This is a genomic window from Psychrobacter sp. H26 (genome assembly GCF_059073035.1).
In genome coordinates, this window is sequence record NZ_JCACRW010000001.1 from 2,425,997 (window position 1) to 2,442,531 (window position 16,535).

Annotated in this window: 13 protein-coding genes; 6 read left to right on the forward strand and 7 right to left on the reverse strand. The window is 44.9% G+C overall.

What is annotated here, in order from left to right; translation table 11 throughout:
* Positions 1–88 precede the first annotated feature (88 nt).
* The 3 genes from AC5JPT_RS10080 to AC5JPT_RS10090 form a co-directional block, all read right to left on the reverse strand.
* A complete protein-coding gene (locus AC5JPT_RS10080; protein ID WP_493857985.1) occupies positions 89–382 on the reverse strand; it encodes a GNAT family N-acetyltransferase in 294 nt (97 codons plus the stop codon).
* 310 nt (positions 383–692) lie between these two features.
* Positions 693–2,120, reverse strand: coding sequence for a fatty acid desaturase family protein (locus AC5JPT_RS10085; protein ID WP_493857986.1), 1,428 nt, complete (start codon positions 2,118–2,120; stop codon positions 693–695).
* 254 nt (positions 2,121–2,374) lie between these two features.
* On the reverse strand, positions 2,375–3,556 hold the full coding sequence (locus tag AC5JPT_RS10090; protein ID WP_493857987.1) for a flavin reductase family protein: 1,182 nt from the start codon (positions 3,554–3,556) through the stop codon (positions 2,375–2,377).
* Positions 3,557–4,021: 465 nt separating this feature from the next.
* Between AC5JPT_RS10090 and ettA the strand changes: the two genes are divergently transcribed.
* Positions 4,022–5,683: an energy-dependent translational throttle protein EttA gene (gene ettA / locus AC5JPT_RS10095; protein WP_102090906.1), complete on the forward strand. Its 1,662-nt coding sequence runs from the start codon at positions 4,022–4,024 to the stop codon at positions 5,681–5,683.
* 100 nt (positions 5,684–5,783) lie between these two features.
* Here ettA and plsB read toward each other — a convergent pair whose 3' ends face one another.
* Entirely contained in the window at positions 5,784–8,588 is a 2,805-nt protein-coding gene (gene plsB / locus AC5JPT_RS10100) for a glycerol-3-phosphate 1-O-acyltransferase PlsB (RefSeq protein ID WP_493857988.1), read from the reverse strand.
* Positions 8,589–8,836: 248 nt separating this feature from the next.
* Here plsB and ybaK point away from each other — a divergent pair, with 248 nt between their 5' ends.
* Together ybaK and AC5JPT_RS10110 are read left to right on the forward strand one after the other, a co-directional pair.
* Positions 8,837–9,325: a Cys-tRNA(Pro) deacylase gene (gene ybaK, locus AC5JPT_RS10105; protein WP_493857989.1), complete on the forward strand. Its 489-nt coding sequence runs from the start codon at positions 8,837–8,839 to the stop codon at positions 9,323–9,325.
* Positions 9,326–9,415: 90 nt separating this feature from the next.
* The gene (locus AC5JPT_RS10110) at positions 9,416–9,790 is read left to right on the forward strand and encodes a 5-carboxymethyl-2-hydroxymuconate Delta-isomerase (protein WP_493857990.1); all 375 of its coding nucleotides are present in this window, start codon (positions 9,416–9,418) and stop codon (positions 9,788–9,790) included.
* 115 nt (positions 9,791–9,905) lie between these two features.
* Here AC5JPT_RS10110 and AC5JPT_RS10115 read toward each other — a convergent pair whose 3' ends face one another.
* Positions 9,906–11,726: an acyl-CoA dehydrogenase C-terminal domain-containing protein gene (locus AC5JPT_RS10115; RefSeq protein WP_443525134.1), complete on the reverse strand. Its 1,821-nt coding sequence runs from the start codon at positions 11,724–11,726 to the stop codon at positions 9,906–9,908.
* Between the two features lie 380 nt (positions 11,727–12,106).
* Here AC5JPT_RS10115 and AC5JPT_RS10120 point away from each other — a divergent pair, with 380 nt between their 5' ends.
* Positions 12,107–13,231, forward strand: a complete 1,125-nt coding sequence (locus AC5JPT_RS10120) for an FUSC family protein (protein WP_493857991.1) — start codon at positions 12,107–12,109, stop codon at positions 13,229–13,231.
* Between the two features lie 63 nt (positions 13,232–13,294).
* On the opposite strand, the gene aroE is transcribed toward AC5JPT_RS10120, so the two are convergent.
* Positions 13,295–14,158: a shikimate dehydrogenase gene (aroE, locus tag AC5JPT_RS10125; RefSeq protein ID WP_493857992.1), complete on the reverse strand. Its 864-nt coding sequence runs from the start codon at positions 14,156–14,158 to the stop codon at positions 13,295–13,297.
* Positions 14,159–14,534: 376 nt separating this feature from the next.
* Between aroE and AC5JPT_RS10130 the strand changes: the two genes are divergently transcribed.
* Together AC5JPT_RS10130 and AC5JPT_RS10135 are read left to right on the forward strand one after the other, a co-directional pair.
* Entirely contained in the window at positions 14,535–15,200 is a 666-nt protein-coding gene (locus AC5JPT_RS10130) for a hypothetical protein (protein ID WP_493857993.1), read from the forward strand.
* A gap of 3 nt (positions 15,201–15,203) precedes the next feature.
* A complete protein-coding gene (locus tag AC5JPT_RS10135; protein ID WP_493857994.1) occupies positions 15,204–16,205 on the forward strand; it encodes an aminotransferase class IV in 1,002 nt (333 codons plus the stop codon).
* Between the two features lie 12 nt (positions 16,206–16,217).
* On the opposite strand, the gene AC5JPT_RS10140 is transcribed toward AC5JPT_RS10135, so the two are convergent.
* Positions 16,218–16,421, reverse strand: a complete 204-nt coding sequence (locus tag AC5JPT_RS10140) for a DpnD/PcfM family protein (protein WP_493857995.1) — start codon at positions 16,419–16,421, stop codon at positions 16,218–16,220.
* Positions 16,422–16,535: the final 114 nt, after the last annotated feature.

Genomic DNA, 16,535 nt, shown 5'->3' on the forward strand with positions numbered 1-16,535 from the left:
TGATAAACGTTTGAATTAGGGATATGCCCTAATCTCTCATTATTGAAACCATGGTTTAACACAGACAGTCGCGCTGATAGATAACACGCTAGATCAAATCTTGATACTCAGGGTGTTTGCTGATGTATGAGGCTACAAATGAACACTGCGGTATGACTTTCTTATCTTGCGCACGTGCATAGTCCAACGCATGTACAACCAATGCAGACCCAATACCTTGGCCGCCTAACTGCTGAGGGACAATTGTGTGATCGTAGACGAGCGTATCATCACGCTCTTGATAACTGATATAGCCAGTTTGACCATCAATAGTTGTCTCAAAACGTTTTGCTGCTTGATTATGCGTAATATCTAATTCTGATTTAGAAACTTGGTTGCTCATTGATAAACTCCATTTATTATTATCGGATTTTTATTGTGAATTAAAGGTTTTTGAGTGTTAAGGCGCTAGCAGTAAGGACCTATCGAACCCTATTTTGCTAATTGAGTATGTAACTATATAACTATGCAACATTGATGCTAAATACTCTAGACGCTTACCGTAAGGGTCGATAGGGTGATTGTTAACATTATTAAGGTCTTGTCTCTGCTAGGCATTTCCCAATCACTTAAGCACTCAGTTATCTAGGCACTTAAACATCTAAGCGCGTAAGCATCTGGCATCGATTTATCAGAGCAACAATCTAAATATATTACCGTGCGTATGAGATGGCTTTACGAACCACAGGAGGCAAGAACCGACTGAGTCCACCTTCGTCCTCGATCTCTGGTTTAGCGTCATTGGTGGTAGTATTGTCCGTACGTGATACTGACTGCTGATACGCTTGCCACTCTTGTTCGCTAGGTTTGCTAAAGTGGTGAATGCGTCCTAAGACTTGTCGAAGCTGTGTGCTAAAGCGCCCAGTGTTGTATGCCAGATTATATTTGTGACATACGGCCTGTACTTGCGGCGCGATTCTAGCGTAGTGGCGGGCTGGCATATCAGGGAAGATATGATGCTCAATCTGATGGGATAGATTGCCTGTCAAAATATGAAACCACTTGCTACCCTTGATGTTACTAGAACCAAGGATCTGCCGCACGTACCAGTCGCCTTTGCTTTCATCAGCATCGAGGCGGGTGTAGATATGCGCTTGCTCAGTGAAGTGACCACAAAAAATCACCGCCCATGTCCATAGGTTACGGACAATATTAGCTGTGACATTACCACTCAGTGTACTCACAGCGCTACGGCGTCCTAATGTCATTGCTGCTATCGTTGGCAATACAACATAGTCCTTACCCATCTGTCGTCCGATTTTGGCAAATAGGGCACGAGATTTTTGCTGCATGATTTGGTGCAGCTCAGGAGAATCCGCATACTCATCTGCGCTAATCTGAATATCATGAAAAGCAACCGCCCACTCAAACCCAAATGCCAACCCTGCCGTACTGAGTAAATTATAACGGTCTTCTGGTACCCATGGCTGCTCATCAGTGACCCTGATCAAATGGTAACCGACATCATGATCACGACCAACAATATTGGTAAATGTATGATGTAGGTAGTTGTGAGAGTGCTGCCATAATGGCGCAGGACAGACAATATCCCAGTCAAATTTTTGACTGTTGAGGTGCGGGTGCTGCATCCAGTCGTATTGCCCATGCATGACATTGTGCCCAAGCTCCATATTGTTTAATATCTTGCTAAAGCTCAGTAAGTATGTGCCCAGTAGCCAAGTCGCTACTTGTGAGCGCCGCGACGGCATACGTCCTACTGCGGCAAGAAGGCCACGTGCGGCAACCTCACTGTAGGCCACAGTGGCATATATTCGCTGAATGTAACGAGCATCATCACTGCCCAGTGAATCCATCACGTTCTTATAGATAGTATCTAGCTCTGCTCCTAAAGCCTCACTTTGTGTTTTTGTGAGTGGTGCACTACTCAGTGTTGGATAGCGAGCTGACTGTGATGGCAAGCTTGTCGGGTTATCACTGCCAGTTATTTTATCGTCGCTATGAGCGTCAGACATCTCTGGGGCTAATGCTAGCTGCCCTTGAGCTGCATGTTGTGTATCGGATAGTGGCGTCAAGGTAGGTACGGCAGATTGTGCTGGAGTAATAGGTGGTAATAAGCGCATAAATAATCCTTAACCGAAACGGCACGAATAAGCAGCACTGGATCCGGTTTAATAAGTCATCTGAGTTTTAGCATACAATATGAGTTAACATCAGTCTATTTTTTAGTTTTAAGAGGTCAATAGTTAGGGGTCAATGGTCGTATTTTTATTTCAATATTAATGAGGCATGTCATGAACTGGCCTATCTTTGAATTTAGTCGGCTTAAAATGGCCAAATCTTAAGTCTGACACCACAAATGAAATGATGACACGCCTTAAACGTCTAATACCACGTCAGTCATCGCGATATTGATACAAGTCTGGATAGACTCGTAGCCGTCGTGGCTGAGCTTACCTGTTTGGATGTTTTTGACCACGCCACTGACTTTATTGCAGCGGCACAACTGGCAAATACCTTGCCGACAACCATAGGCTAGGCGTAGATCTGCGCTCTCAGCAGCCAGTAGTAAAGTCGTGTTACTGCTAAACTGTCGTTGACGTGCACGTAGATAAACGGTGTGCGCTTCTGTCTGTGGCTGTCGATCTATCTGGTCACTATCACCCTCAAAATCAGGTAACGCACTACCGAAGTTTTCTACGATAATATTGTCGCGTAGCTGGATACCCTCGAGTAAGCTGATCTTTGCTACCGCTTTGTACAGGCCAGCTAAGAGAGTTTGTGAGCCACATGCAAATATTGTTGTGTCTGCTAGAGGCAGATTTAGTGCCGTCAGGCTATCTGCACTCAAGTAGCGCTCACCAGCCAAGTATGTCGCAGGAGTGTCAGTACGAATCAGATGATAGGTAAAGGTCGAGTGTACATCGCCTAGTTGTTGCCACTGGTGCTCAAGCTGTGACAGTTCAGAACGACTATAATGCAGCAGAGTCACTGGATGTCCGATCTCTAGCGCTTGGGTAATGAGCCCTAATATGGGCGTAATACCGCTGCCACCAGCGATAAACAACAAAGGATTAAGTCTTTTATTATCTAGGCTTGTTTTCGCTAAAGTAAAACCACCCAGTGGCACACTCGTATCGACGACGCTAGCCAGCGGCATTTGCTCAGCAAGATAGTTGGATATCAATCCTTGCGGTTTGATAGCGATAGTCACTGTATGGCGACGGCTTTTTGCTGCTTTGGTATTGGCATCATCTGACCACCATAATGGCTGGTTTGCCAATCCTACTATTGAATAGCTGCGCTGATGATACACGCCATCGATGAGCACGCGTAAATCAAGATACTGACCGCCTTGCCAACTCTCTGTCTCTTTAAAAGACTGCTGTCTAAAGGCGCCATTGGTCTCAAATCTGAGTGCAATCAAATCATCGCTCAATGGATACCGCGCAACAAGTCTTAGTTTGGGCGTTGTCAGCGACCAAAATGGATGAAGGCGCGCTCCGATAAAATCGACAAACGCACGTTGAATAACTTCAGGGCGATAGCCGGTGGTCATATTACCAGTACCTTTATCATTGTGATGAAAATGGATATTGCACATTCGATGTCAGCTTGTCAGTCATGCTGTAGCTTGTTGGTCATATTATGGACAATAACACCAAGCTATCTGTCCAACGCTATTAAGCTATCCTAACATGCTAACGGCTATTGATTAAATTTGCGAAAGTTTTGATGCTACTTTTTGTGGTTTTTATAAAACACTAATGAATCAGAATGTTAGGTTTGCGTATTGAGACAAATTTTTTGCGCGACTCTTTTAGAAAACTTATATCATTAAAGTAGACGACTTAATGCCAAAAGCAGCGAAACAAAGGGGAAAACAACCTGTTAGCTTGCAGGGTATGCGCCACAATGCGATAATAACCTATAATTTGTAACCCTGATTTTGAGGTACAGCACGCTTGGCATCATTGCTAAGTGGTATTTGCTGTTCTCTTCTATGCAGTCTATCGGAGTGTTAATGGCTCAATATATCTACACGATGAACAACGTGTCAAAACTTGTTCCCCCTAAGCGCGAAATTCTAAAGAACATCAACCTATCGTTTTTCCCTGGTGCCAAAATTGGTGTCCTAGGTATCAATGGTTCAGGTAAATCAACCTTGCTCCGTATCATGGCTGGTGTTGACACTGAATTTAGCGGTGAAGCACGCGCGCAAGCGGGTACTAAAGTGGGCTATTTGCCACAGGAACCACAGCTTGATGACAGCAAAGATGTACGCGGTAATGTCGAAGACGGTATGCGCGAAGCACTAGACGCGCTCGCTCGTCTAGATGCGATCTATGCTGAATACGCAGAGCCTGATGCTGATTTTGATAAACTTGCTGAAGAGCAAGGCAAGATGGAAGATATCATCCAGTCATGGGATGCTCATAACTTAAATAACCAGCTAGAAAAAGCCGCCGATGCACTACGTCTGCCACCATGGGATGCGGATGTCAGCAAACTATCAGGTGGTGAAAAACGCCGCGTGGCACTATGCCGTTTACTGCTGTCACGTCCTGATATGCTATTACTCGACGAACCGACCAACCATTTGGACGCCGAATCTGTCGCATGGCTAGAGCAGTTCTTGCAGAATTACAGCGGTACTATCGTTGCCATTACCCATGATCGCTATTTCCTTGATAATGTCGCTCAGTGGATCTTAGAGCTTGACCGTGGCCATGGCTATCCGTATGAAGGCAACTATACTGAGTGGCTAGAGCAAAAGAACACGCGTCTAGAGCAGCAGAATAAGCAAGAAGAGTCATTTGCCAAAGCGCTGAAAAAAGAGCTTGAGTGGATTCGTAAAAACCAAAAAGGCCAACAAGCCAAATCTAAATCTCGCGTACAGCGTTTTGAAGAGTTGAACTCAACAGAGTTCCAAAAACGTAATGAGACTTCTGAGATTTATATTCCACCAGGCCCACGTTTGGGTAACAAGGTTATTGAGATCAATGACATCTCTAAATCATTTGGCGATCGTTTGCTGTATGAAAACCTAAGTTTTAACGTACCAGCGGGTGCGATCGTTGGTATCGTCGGTCCGAATGGTGCGGGTAAGACCACGCTATTTAACATGATTACTGAGCGTGATACGCCAGATACTGGCTCGGTTGATTTGGGTGAAAGTGTCAAGGTCGCTTATGTCGGTCAGGTACGTGATCACTTAGATGACAACAAAACCGTGTGGGAAGAAGTGTCTGACGGTCTAGATATCATTACGGTTGGCGACTACACCACGCCGAGCCGTGCCTATATTGGTCGCTTTAACTTTAAAGGCTCAGACCAGCAAAAGCACGTCGGTCAACTATCAGGTGGTGAGCGTAACCGTCTGCAATTAGCGAAGACGCTAAAGCAAGGCGCAAACGTATTGCTACTCGATGAACCATCAAACGATTTGGATATCGAAACCTTACGTGCGCTAGAGGATGCGATTCAAGTATTCCCAGGTACCGTCATGGTGGTCTCGCATGATCGCTGGTTCCTTGATCGTATCGCGACTCACATCTTGGCATTCGAAGAAGAAGGTCCAGTGTGGTTCGATGGTAACTATACTGAGTTTGAAGCATATCGCAAGAAAACAATGGGCGATGATGCGACTCCTAAACGTGCTAAGTATAAGAAGATTACCAACTAATACGGCTGTTTAGTATAGTTAAGTTCAATAAAAAAAGACCGCTAATCATTAGCGGTCTTTTTTTATATCTATTTAGTCAGTATAAGTTATTAAATCAACACTAACGTTTACGCCCGAATTTACGCTGCTTTTTATTACTAATCTCAGTAATCGCATGGGTAATCTCTTCTTCGTCTAGACTCGCCACTTGCTGCAAGATTTGCATCATATCAGGCGTTAGGACGTACTTAGCGTGACTGGCGATATCATTGATACGATGATCAAAGGTCAGTATGCCTGTCTCATCATCCTTTTGTAGATAGTCTAAGCGAGTCAATGCACTGATAAAGCTGGTGAATAAGGCGCGATCAAAGAAGTCCGGAATATCATCGGCGTATAGTACAGATAGGCGCTGTCCAAGCAGATGACATAGGTCAACGACTTCGTTCTCAGTCAAATTACCAGAACCCTGCTGAGCGAGTAGGGCAAGCGTCATAAAATAACGCTCAAGACTCTGTCCAACGGGTGTCGCCAGTACTTGCAGCTGCTGATAATGCTTGCTATTAGACTCAGGAACGCTAAGCGTGTCATCACCCAGCTCAACAATCAGCCCATGAGAGAGTAAGCTGTCGACTTTTTTGTTGAGGGTCTCAGCCAAGCCATGTGCGGGGTAGTATAAAAATAGCTCACCCTGCAAGAATGGGTATAGCTGCTCAGCGATACTGTCTAGGCGACTGCGTTTGATACGGCCGTTGCGAGCGACTAGCGCGGACAAGAACGACAATAGAATAAACACATGCAAAATATTGTTGCGGAAGTAACTGAGCAGGGCAGCTTGCTTGCCTGCAACCTGAATAATATCACCCAAGATATGCGGCGTACGTTCGATCAATTTCAGCTTGATGCCATAATCGATGATTTGCTGCGGTGTCATATCGGTGATCACCGTATCCTCTGCATAGACCAGTTGCTGAGCGAGGCCTTGATATAAAGCGATCTGCTCACGGCAGCTATTTTCATCCAATGCAGCTTTCGGTGCGGACAGCAAAACCAATGATAATAGCGAGACAGGCGTCACCACTGCTGCTTTGTTAATATGCTGCATGACTTTCACACCGATGTTATCAACCATAGCGCTGGTTTTTTCATCGAGCGGTGAGTCAGTACGATCGGATGGCAGGCTGTCAGCAGGAACATCAAACTTGGCCATAAAGTCGCTAAGATGCAGCGGTGTACCAAAGCTCAAATGTACATTGCCAAAGATTCGCTCAATCTTACGACCAACTTTGAGTAATCCAATCAAAGACTCTGACTCTTTTGGTTTGCCTTTTAGCTCACCAACATAAGTACCGCCTTCCATGATACGCTCGTAACCAATATAAGTTGGAATAAAGACCACAGGTTTATTGGTCTTGCGCAATTGGCTATGCACCGTCATCGCGAGCATGCCCATCTTTGGAGGTAGCAGACGACCTGAGCGTGAACGACCACCTTCAATAAAGTACTCAATCGGGGTATTACGCGTGATAAGAGTATGCATGTATTCACGTAGTACCGCGGTATATAAGGCGTTCCCGCGGAAGCTACGACGAATATAAAAAGCGACGGCACCGCGTAATAACGGTCCCAATACTGGCACATCTAAGTTATCACCTGCTGCGACATAAGGGATACTCAAACCGCGTTTGTAGATGACGTAGGACAGCAATAGATAGTCAACATGGCTGCGATGACAAGGTACATAAATCAGCTCATAGTCGGTTGCAAGGTCACGTACTCGCTCGAAGTGATGAACTTCCACACCGTCATATAACTGCGTCCATAGCCATGTCAAAAACTTATAGAATCCGCGGATAATAGAATGAGAGTAGTCATTGACCATTTCATTGGCATAGCCACGGGCTTGGCTACGAGCTTCTCGAACGCTAGTGCCTGTCTCTGCTGCTTCCATCTCGATGGCATGTTTGATGGCAGGCGAGTACACCAGTTTGTCCACTAGGTTACGTTTGTCTGACAAGTCCGGTCCCAGCATGCTGGCGCGTTGCTTATCTAGATAGATCGTCAACTGCTGCTGTAGCATACGTACGAGCTCGCGATTGCCGTCCGCGGCTGCAACCAGAGTATAGCTGGGTGCTACCTCGGCATCAGTTTTTACATCATTGTTTGTAGAGGTGTCTTCAGCACTTTTGGCGTTAGTTGGTGTTAGTTCTGCCGTAGCCAAATCTGTAGAAACCGAGTCAAAAACAGCAGGTCCTTCTACATCGCCTTTAAGGCTGTCGTTGATAATGGTACGTAAGTCTTGCGGTGGATGAAACTGTACAAAAGTATCGCGGCCCATCACACCGATATTAAATAACTGCCTAGTGATACTAGGATCCTGCCAGTTATCAGCAGTGAGCAGCTTAAACAGCGAGTCTTCTTTTTCAGGTGCGCGTCCCCACAAGATAGACACAGGCACGAGGCGGACCTTTAGCTCTGGATGTTGCAAGACCGCAGACACCAAGCGCGAAAGACGAGGGGATAAGGGATTATCTTTGGCATGTGGGTGGTTCAAAAATATAATAGCAGCGTTTTCTTTAATACCGTGGGCCGTATCATTTACCCCAACCAATGCAGGCGGCAAGTTGTGCTCTTGCGTCTGTAAATCAATTAAAATACTATTGGAGCGAGAATAGTCCTGTAGCACATAAAACCTGAGTATCTGATCGTCGTTATCAAACTCAGGCAATTCTCCAAGTAGCTTGGGTTTGACCGCGACATCGAGTAGCTGACCCGATAGCTTGCGATACAACTGATTGATCGGTGCATTCGAGTATGGCTTAGTGGCGACTGGGCCGGCGTCAGTTTCAGAAGTATCAGTTTCAGACGTACGGCCAGTCGCGACTGGCGCTTTAAAAATCCGTTTTTTTAGGAACTTCGGTATCATAATCAGTATCAAAAATAGTCAAATATGTTGCGCTTATGATGCCATAAAAGCCATCAAAGCGATATATCGTGTCTGCATATACTGCGAATATTAATACGGTCTGGTCACGCTATAGTAAGTGATAGATGATATAAAAAATCCAAATATTTGAAATATGACGGTGTTTGGCGTAATAATACAGTGGTGACAGATATGATAAACATATGTGTCTTCTACTTTTTAACTTCACTATACTAAGCCTAAATCCTATGACGCCAGCTATCGACCTTGCCAAAAAACGTGGTCTTGATTATCAAGTACACGAATATACTCACGACAGCCATGTCCCATCGTTTGGACTAGAAGCTGCAGAAAAGCTTGGCGTGGATGCGACACAAGTGTTTAAGACATTGGTTGTATCAACGGATAGCGATGTGCTTGCTGTCGCGATACTGCCAGTAGACAAAACGCTTAATTTTAAAAAAATGGCCAAGGCGTTATCTGCCAATAAATTGCTGTCCTGCAAAAAAGTACAGATGGCTGACCCAAAACAAGTCGAGCGCAGCACGGGCTATGTACTGGGCGGGGTCAGTCCTTTAGGACAAAAAAAGCGCCTGAAGACAGTGATAGATAGCACGGCTCAAGATCAGTTAACCATCTATGTCAGCGGTGGTCGTCGCGGTTTAGAGATTGAGCTGCCACCCGTACAATTGGCTCAGACACTTGATGCCTGTTTTAGTGCGATTACTGATGAATAATATCAATAAATATTTTACGGTAGTCAGGCAGAACGCGTAAACTGATGAGCCAATTTATTTATTAATTTCTCTATATCTAAGGATGTACTCATGCCGCATTTAACCCTTCAAGTCACGCCAAACGTTCGTATCGCTCACGAAGAGTCATTGCTCAAATCGCTAAACAAAGCGCTGTGGGACAGTGGACAGTTCAAACAACCTGCTGATATCAAGGCACGTATCATACCCATGGAAACATTTTTGGTAGGTATTGAAGACGATGAGCAGGCCAATGGATTTATTTATGCGCACCTAAAGCTGATGAGCGGACGTGATATAGAGACTCGCAATCAACTGGCTGAGCTATTGGTCGCAACCATTGAGGACAAGATAGGGCACGAGCAGTCAGGACGTGCAGCCTTGCAGATATGTGTGGAAGTTGAAGAGATTAGTGCGGTGTATCATAAGAAGATACTAGGCAGCTGATAGCGGTTATACTTTTCAAATCTATTGTATGGAATACGATGTATAGCGTGTTTTTAATTAAGCACAAAAAAGCGCCCAAATGATAGGCGCTTTTTTATGGCTTATTAGTACAATCTTAATCTAGGAAAGAAAAGTGTTCGATATCCATTGCGGTCATGCTTTCGCTAGGTGCGACCATCGCTTCAGCATGGCCTGATGTACGAGGCAACAGCTTATCAAAGTAGAATTCAGCAGTTTGAATTTTAGCCTTGTAGAATTCTGGTGCTTCTGTACCACCATTTTCTAGCTTGTCATAAGCAACGGCTGCCATACGAGCCCAGTGGTAACCCATCATCACGTAGCCTGAATACATGAGGAAGTCTTCTGACGCGGCTGAGATGATTTCACGATCTTTACGTGCCATCAACATCAAGCGTACGGTTAGCGTGTTCCACTCAGCACATAGTTTGGTCAGTGCCCAAACAAATTTACGCATTTCTTTATCTAGTGCGTACTCGCCACACCATTTCATGATGCTTGACGTGTAGTCACGGATAATCTTACCTTTAGACTGTAAGATAACCTTACGACCTAGTAGATCAAGTGCTTGTACGCCAGTAGTACCTTCGTACATCGTCGCAATACGAGCATCACGAGCGATCATCTCCATGCCCCATTCTTTGATGTAGCCGTGGCCGCCATAGACTTGTTGACCATGCTTGGCAGCTTCGATACCTAGCTCAGTTAAGAAGCCTTTTAGGATTGGCGTGTAGAAGCCTAGCTTGTCATCCCACTTTTCGAATTCTTCATCATCACCATTGACGATACCTTGAGCCATTTTATCAGCGTAGCGTGCTGAATGATAAATCATTGAGCGGCCGCCTTCGGCAAAGGCTTTTTGTGTCAGTAGCATACGGCGTACATCAGCATGATGGATGATCGCATCAGCTACTTTTTCAGGATCTTTAGTACCTGATAACGTACGCATTGAGCGGCGTTCTTTGGCATAAGGCAGTGCGTTCTGGAAAGACAGCTCAGTATGCGCTAGACCTTGGATACCCGTACCGATACGAGCCGTGTTCATGAATGTGAACATGGCTTTTAAGCCTTTGTGCGGCTCGCCAATCAGATAGCCTGTCGCACCATCAAAGTTCAATACACAAGTCGATGATGCGCTGATGCCCATTTTGTGTTCGATTGAACCACAGACAACGGCATTACGCTCGCCAGCTTCACCTTCAGCGTTCGGCATGAACTTAGGTACGATGAATAATGAGATACCGCGCGTGCCTTCTGGTGCATTTGGTAGACGTGCTAGAACAATATGGACGATGTTATCTGTTAAGTCATGCTCACCGCTTGAGATAAAGATTTTGGTGCCGCTGACTTTGTATGTACCGTCTTCTTGCGGGATTGCTTTTGATTTTACCTGACCCAAATCGGTACCACACTGTGGCTCAGTCAAACACATGGTACCTGCCCATGAGCCTTCGACCAGTTTTGGCAAATAAAGCGCTTTTTGTTCATCTGTACCGTACTGAAGCAACGTATTGATACAACCCGTTGATAGACCAGGGTACATCGACCACGACCAGTTAGCAGTACCGATCATCTCAGCTTTGATAAGGTTGATTGAGGTTGGCAAATTCATACCACCAAACTCTTCAGGGTATGAGATACCTTGCCAGCCACCTTCTACAAACTGGTCATAAGCTTCTTTGAAACCTTTTGGCGTAGTCACTACACCATCTTCGAAATGACAGCCTTCTTCACCACCTGATTGGTAGAGAGGCGCAATGACGTTTTCAGCAAAGTCAGCCATGCCTTGTAGAATCATATCGATAGTTTCAGGGTCAGCGTTTTCGCCGTTGTCTAAGCTTTTGTAATGAGTCTGATAATCAAATACATCATTAATCAAAAATTTGATATCACGTAAAGGTGCTTTGTAAGTTAACATAATCGCTCTCTTTGGTTGGTTCGCTATCATAGACTTACGACGCAGTATTCGAGTCAAAATGCATGTCAGCGATATTTGCTTATTTTAAGTGAGATAGACACTATAGGTCGTCATATGGACTGGTAATAAACAGCAAGTCCGTTGTGAGGGTAAGTAAGACGTCCTTGTTAAGCGTCAGCTGTTATGGCGTTGATATGATTATAAATCTTATAGGGCAACAAATATACAACTAATAACTATTATTCATGTTTTGATGTTTTATTAATTACATTTAGTTATTGGGTGTGAGCGATATATACTTTCAAAGTCGTCTGTAATGGACTATCTCTATGGGTAAAAGGTCGAAGATAAGTAGATTTAATAAATGAGGAAAGCCTTTTATGAGTGAGTCAAAACAACAAAAACAAGGGTCAGGGTTGTCCGCGCTATTCACTCGCATAAAACTGCTTATTGATGGAGAGCTTGGACATCTACTCACCATCAATCGTAGCCAAAGACCGTGGCACATGCCTATTGTTATGGCGATTGCCATTAGCTTTCCGGTATTTGTGGGTGCTTATTTTGGTGACTTGTCCTCCGGTATTAAAGCGTCATTAGGGTCGATGATTATTCTGAACTTGCCATTGGCTGGTACATTACCTTATCGATTGGTGACGGTAATGGCTTGGGGGTTTGCCATGATACTTAGTTTTGCACTGGGACTCATGGCGCAGCAGCTGCCTGTGCTCAGGCTTCCTGTATTTATGTTCATTGCTCTTGGTGTTGTGATGCTAGGTCGCTATTATCGGCAGCCACCACCAGCAGGGTTGTTTGTATTGATGGCAGGTGCCATTGCGCTGTTTATTCCTGTGCCGATAGACCAAACCCTATCAGCCATAGGACTTGTGCTGTTGGGCAGCGGGTCTTCGATGCTGTTAGCGCTGCTCTATACATTGTTTCTACTCGCCACACGTTCTATTGTCCCTGCACCTAGCTATCAGTATGAGCCAGATACGATCAGCGACAGTCTCATTGTCGTAAGTTTTGTCAGTTTGGCATTGGTGATAGCGGTACTGTTATATATGCCTTATCCATACTGGGCGGCGATGAGTTGCTTTATTATTATCCAAGGCATGCAACTACGGACCATGTGGATTAAGCAGTTGCATCGCTTGCTAGGCACGTTGGTTGGTATGGCGGTTGCAAACTGGATGCTGTCTTGGGGACTATCGATGTGGGGTGTTGCCGTAGCGATACTATCTATGATGTTTTTGATTGAGTCGTTTGTCGATCGGCATTACGGACTGGCGGTGATTTTTATCACACCGTTGACGATATTTATTGCAGAATATGGTAGTACGATACTTGTGCCGCCAGTGGCGAGCGTGGTTATCAACGCACGTATGATTGATACAGCGCTTGGCTGTGCGATTGGATTGAGCGGCGGTTTGGCGATACATTCTACGCGATTACGCGTACCACTACGGCGTTTTGAGAACTGGTTACTGCTGCGTTTTGGTCCATAAAAAGCAGCAGTCTTTTTGATACCGCTCGTTTAGTTATTAATCAGTATTCATAGGCGGTATTCATCATGATTTCTGGCTCAATGCTGCTGTGGCTTTGGCGACGTCGATAGTATGACCCGTCCAGCGCTCAAAACTCAGCGCTGCTTGTCCGATGAGCATGCCGTAGCCTTCTGATACTTGGGCATCTCGCGCCGCAAAATGCTGCAAAAACGGTAGCGCGCGCCCGTACATCATGTCATAAGCGTACTGGCAGTTTAGATTATCATCCAGAGGTAAGGTGTCACCTGACAAGCCAATAGAGGTGGCATTGATAATAATATCAAAGGCACCGCTTAACTCATTAGTAACACAGCTCTCAATTTGTTTTGCTGCAATGACGGGACTGGCGGCACTTAGCTCTTTTACTAAATCAGTTGCTTTACTCACAGTACGATTGGCGATAGTAAGGGTGCTAATACCTGCTTCAATCAGTGGCAATATGACACCGCGTGCAGCGCCGCCCGCCCCAATGAGTGCAACACGAGCATCAGCCAGTGGCCAGCCCAAGCTTACGATGTGATTGACGAGTCCTTGCCCGTCTGTATTATCACCGTATATCGCCTCTGTTATCGACGCGCCTTTTGCGACTAATGCTTTGTTTATCAGCAAGGTGTTGACTGCACCTGCTGTCTTGGCATGATCCGATAGACCACCGCGCGCTGTGCAAAGATCATAAGCCGTTTGTTTAAAAGGAACAGTCACATTGGCACCCACGCCACCACCACAAAAAAACGCCTCAACGACAGCGATAAAACTGGCATCGTCAGCAGGGCAATACTGACGTTGGTAGCTGATATCTGCCTTTACCTGTCGCGCAAACTGCTCATGAATTGCTGGAGATTTACTATGGGCAATGGGATTGCCAATGACGATGAAATGTTGAGTCATAAATAGTCCGTTAGCTAAAAGGGGCGAGGCATTATCAAAGAAGCCGTCAGTCACGACCAATCATCATAAGCGATAAAATGATGATTGACAAACTGAAGGGTCAACCAAAAATAAGTCATTAGCCAATAATATTAAAGGATTAATGCTTTAACAAATATGTACTCTCCAAGACTACTATGCGTAACGTAAAAGGTAGTCAAGCAATGAGCAGTTGGGTAAACTATGGATTATATGTTAATTAATATGCTCTAATGATTGTAAGGTTATAACTTTTATTAAATACATTATTTATTAAAAATTCTTCGTTATCGGCGGCATCTGTGTCAGCTCGGTAATGTCATTTTGAGACTAATTTAAAAGTGTGAGTAAACAACCCATGTGGAATCATAACCTTCAGACCCTGCTAGTTGGTACGATAATGGCGGTTAGTGTGTCATTAAGTGGCTGTGATAGCACCAAAGACGATACTCAAAATCCAGAGACAAACACTGAGAGTAGCGAGCAGACAGTCACTGACGCACCAGCCAGTACGACTGATAATTCTGATACGGATACGGCAGCTGCCCAGCAAGGCACACCAGTAAAATATGACGTCTCGGCATGGGGCGCTGATACGGTAGAGCCGATCAGTGTCAATGAGCTCAATGGTATCCAGTCGGCGTTCGGTGAGGTGATGAGCACGGATGAAAATAGCCTAGACTATGCCAGTAACCCTGCGACCAAATACCGCTTTATGAAGACAGATGCGCCTTATCTGGATATTATCGATTCTGAAAAGTATCTAGAGCTTGGCTGGTATTATGCCAACCCTACCGACTCTGACAACGAAAAAGAGCTGAGTCAAAGCCATGCCAAAAAAGCCTACCAGCTATCGCGCCAATTGATGAGTGATGAAGGTGGCAAACTGGTCGGTGAAATGCTCAATGGTCAAATCGTCAAAAACAGAGTCGTTGGCGGACAAAAAGTAGAACTGGCGAAATGCGAGTTTTATAGCTGTATGCTGGTCATCAATAAATCTGATGCCCAAACAGACGATAGCTAAACTATGATAGATACGACGTCAGTACCGAATGGCTGGGTATGTCTGTATCCACAAGACAGCAGTTTGACCGAAGATAATAGTGTGACCGAAGATAATCGGTCGACTAGCCAAACGGTGACGGTGTCTCTAGATAATCGCGGACTGGCATATGGTGATGGATTTTTTACTACCATGGGCGTCATCGATGGGTTGATACTGTGGTCAGACTATCATTATCAGCGGCTCGTCTCTCATGCTGACGCCTTGCAGTTAAATATAAACAGCGAAGCGTTATTAGCAGTACTGCAACTGTATGCCCAGCAATTAGAGCAGGGTATGCTAAAACTCGTAGTCACTCGCGCTACGCAGGATGTACGCGGTTATGGTTATACACCTAGTACAAATGGAAGCGACTGTGAGATATGGCTAAAGGCTACGGTCATGAGAGTATCTACGGCGCTGCAACTGCCTTTGCTCGATGGGAGTTTGGTACCCATACAACCTCACGCCCTGGCAGTATGTTTGTCTTCTCAGATTGCTTGCTTACCGCCACCGCTGGCAGGTCTCAAGAGCCTTAATCGTTTAGACAATGTCCTCGCTAGTGGTGAGCTACAACGTATAAAAGCTGAGCCATTAGCGTCTGAGCTTGCCTCAACACTTGGTGAAGGTCTGCTACGCGATATGAGTGGGCAGTGGGTTGAGGGTACGATGAGTAATGTATTCTATCAATTGGCAGAAGCGCCACTATCAGAATCCAAAACTACCTCTAGTATTCATAAAAATGATGAAGATTACCTAACCACCGGTCAGTGGTACACCCCTTCTATGGCTCAATCGGGTGTCGCTGGCGTCATGCGTCAGGTAATTATAGATGCGCTATCCACGACGCAATATCCAGTCAGAATCAGGTCGCTACAAGATGAAGATTTGCCTAGAGTCACGCAGCTCTTCTTTTGCAATGCACTGCGCGGTATCATGCCAATGAGTAGTCTGACGTTATTGTCAGGTGATGTTGTGGATTTTTAATCTACCTAGCTGTTATTGAAAAATATTGAATTGGGTATCAATAAAATCATCAGGATATAAAACCACTTGCTCATTTCTATACATTTCTTGCGCTTTCAAAAGCGCACTTTGTTTATCTTCTGCGACGATTTCCACGATATTACTTGATGTTTCGACAATCTCTATTTGAAATTTTTGCATCGATTTTTCATCTTTTCTTATCGTATTTACTTCCATTTCTCACGAATAACTTTAGTCATCAATGCCAACTAGATTAGCAAAAGCCCTCAAAAGAAGTGATCGTCTTTTGTTACGCAGACTTGTGCCATAAAGCAAATTATTCAGTGATTT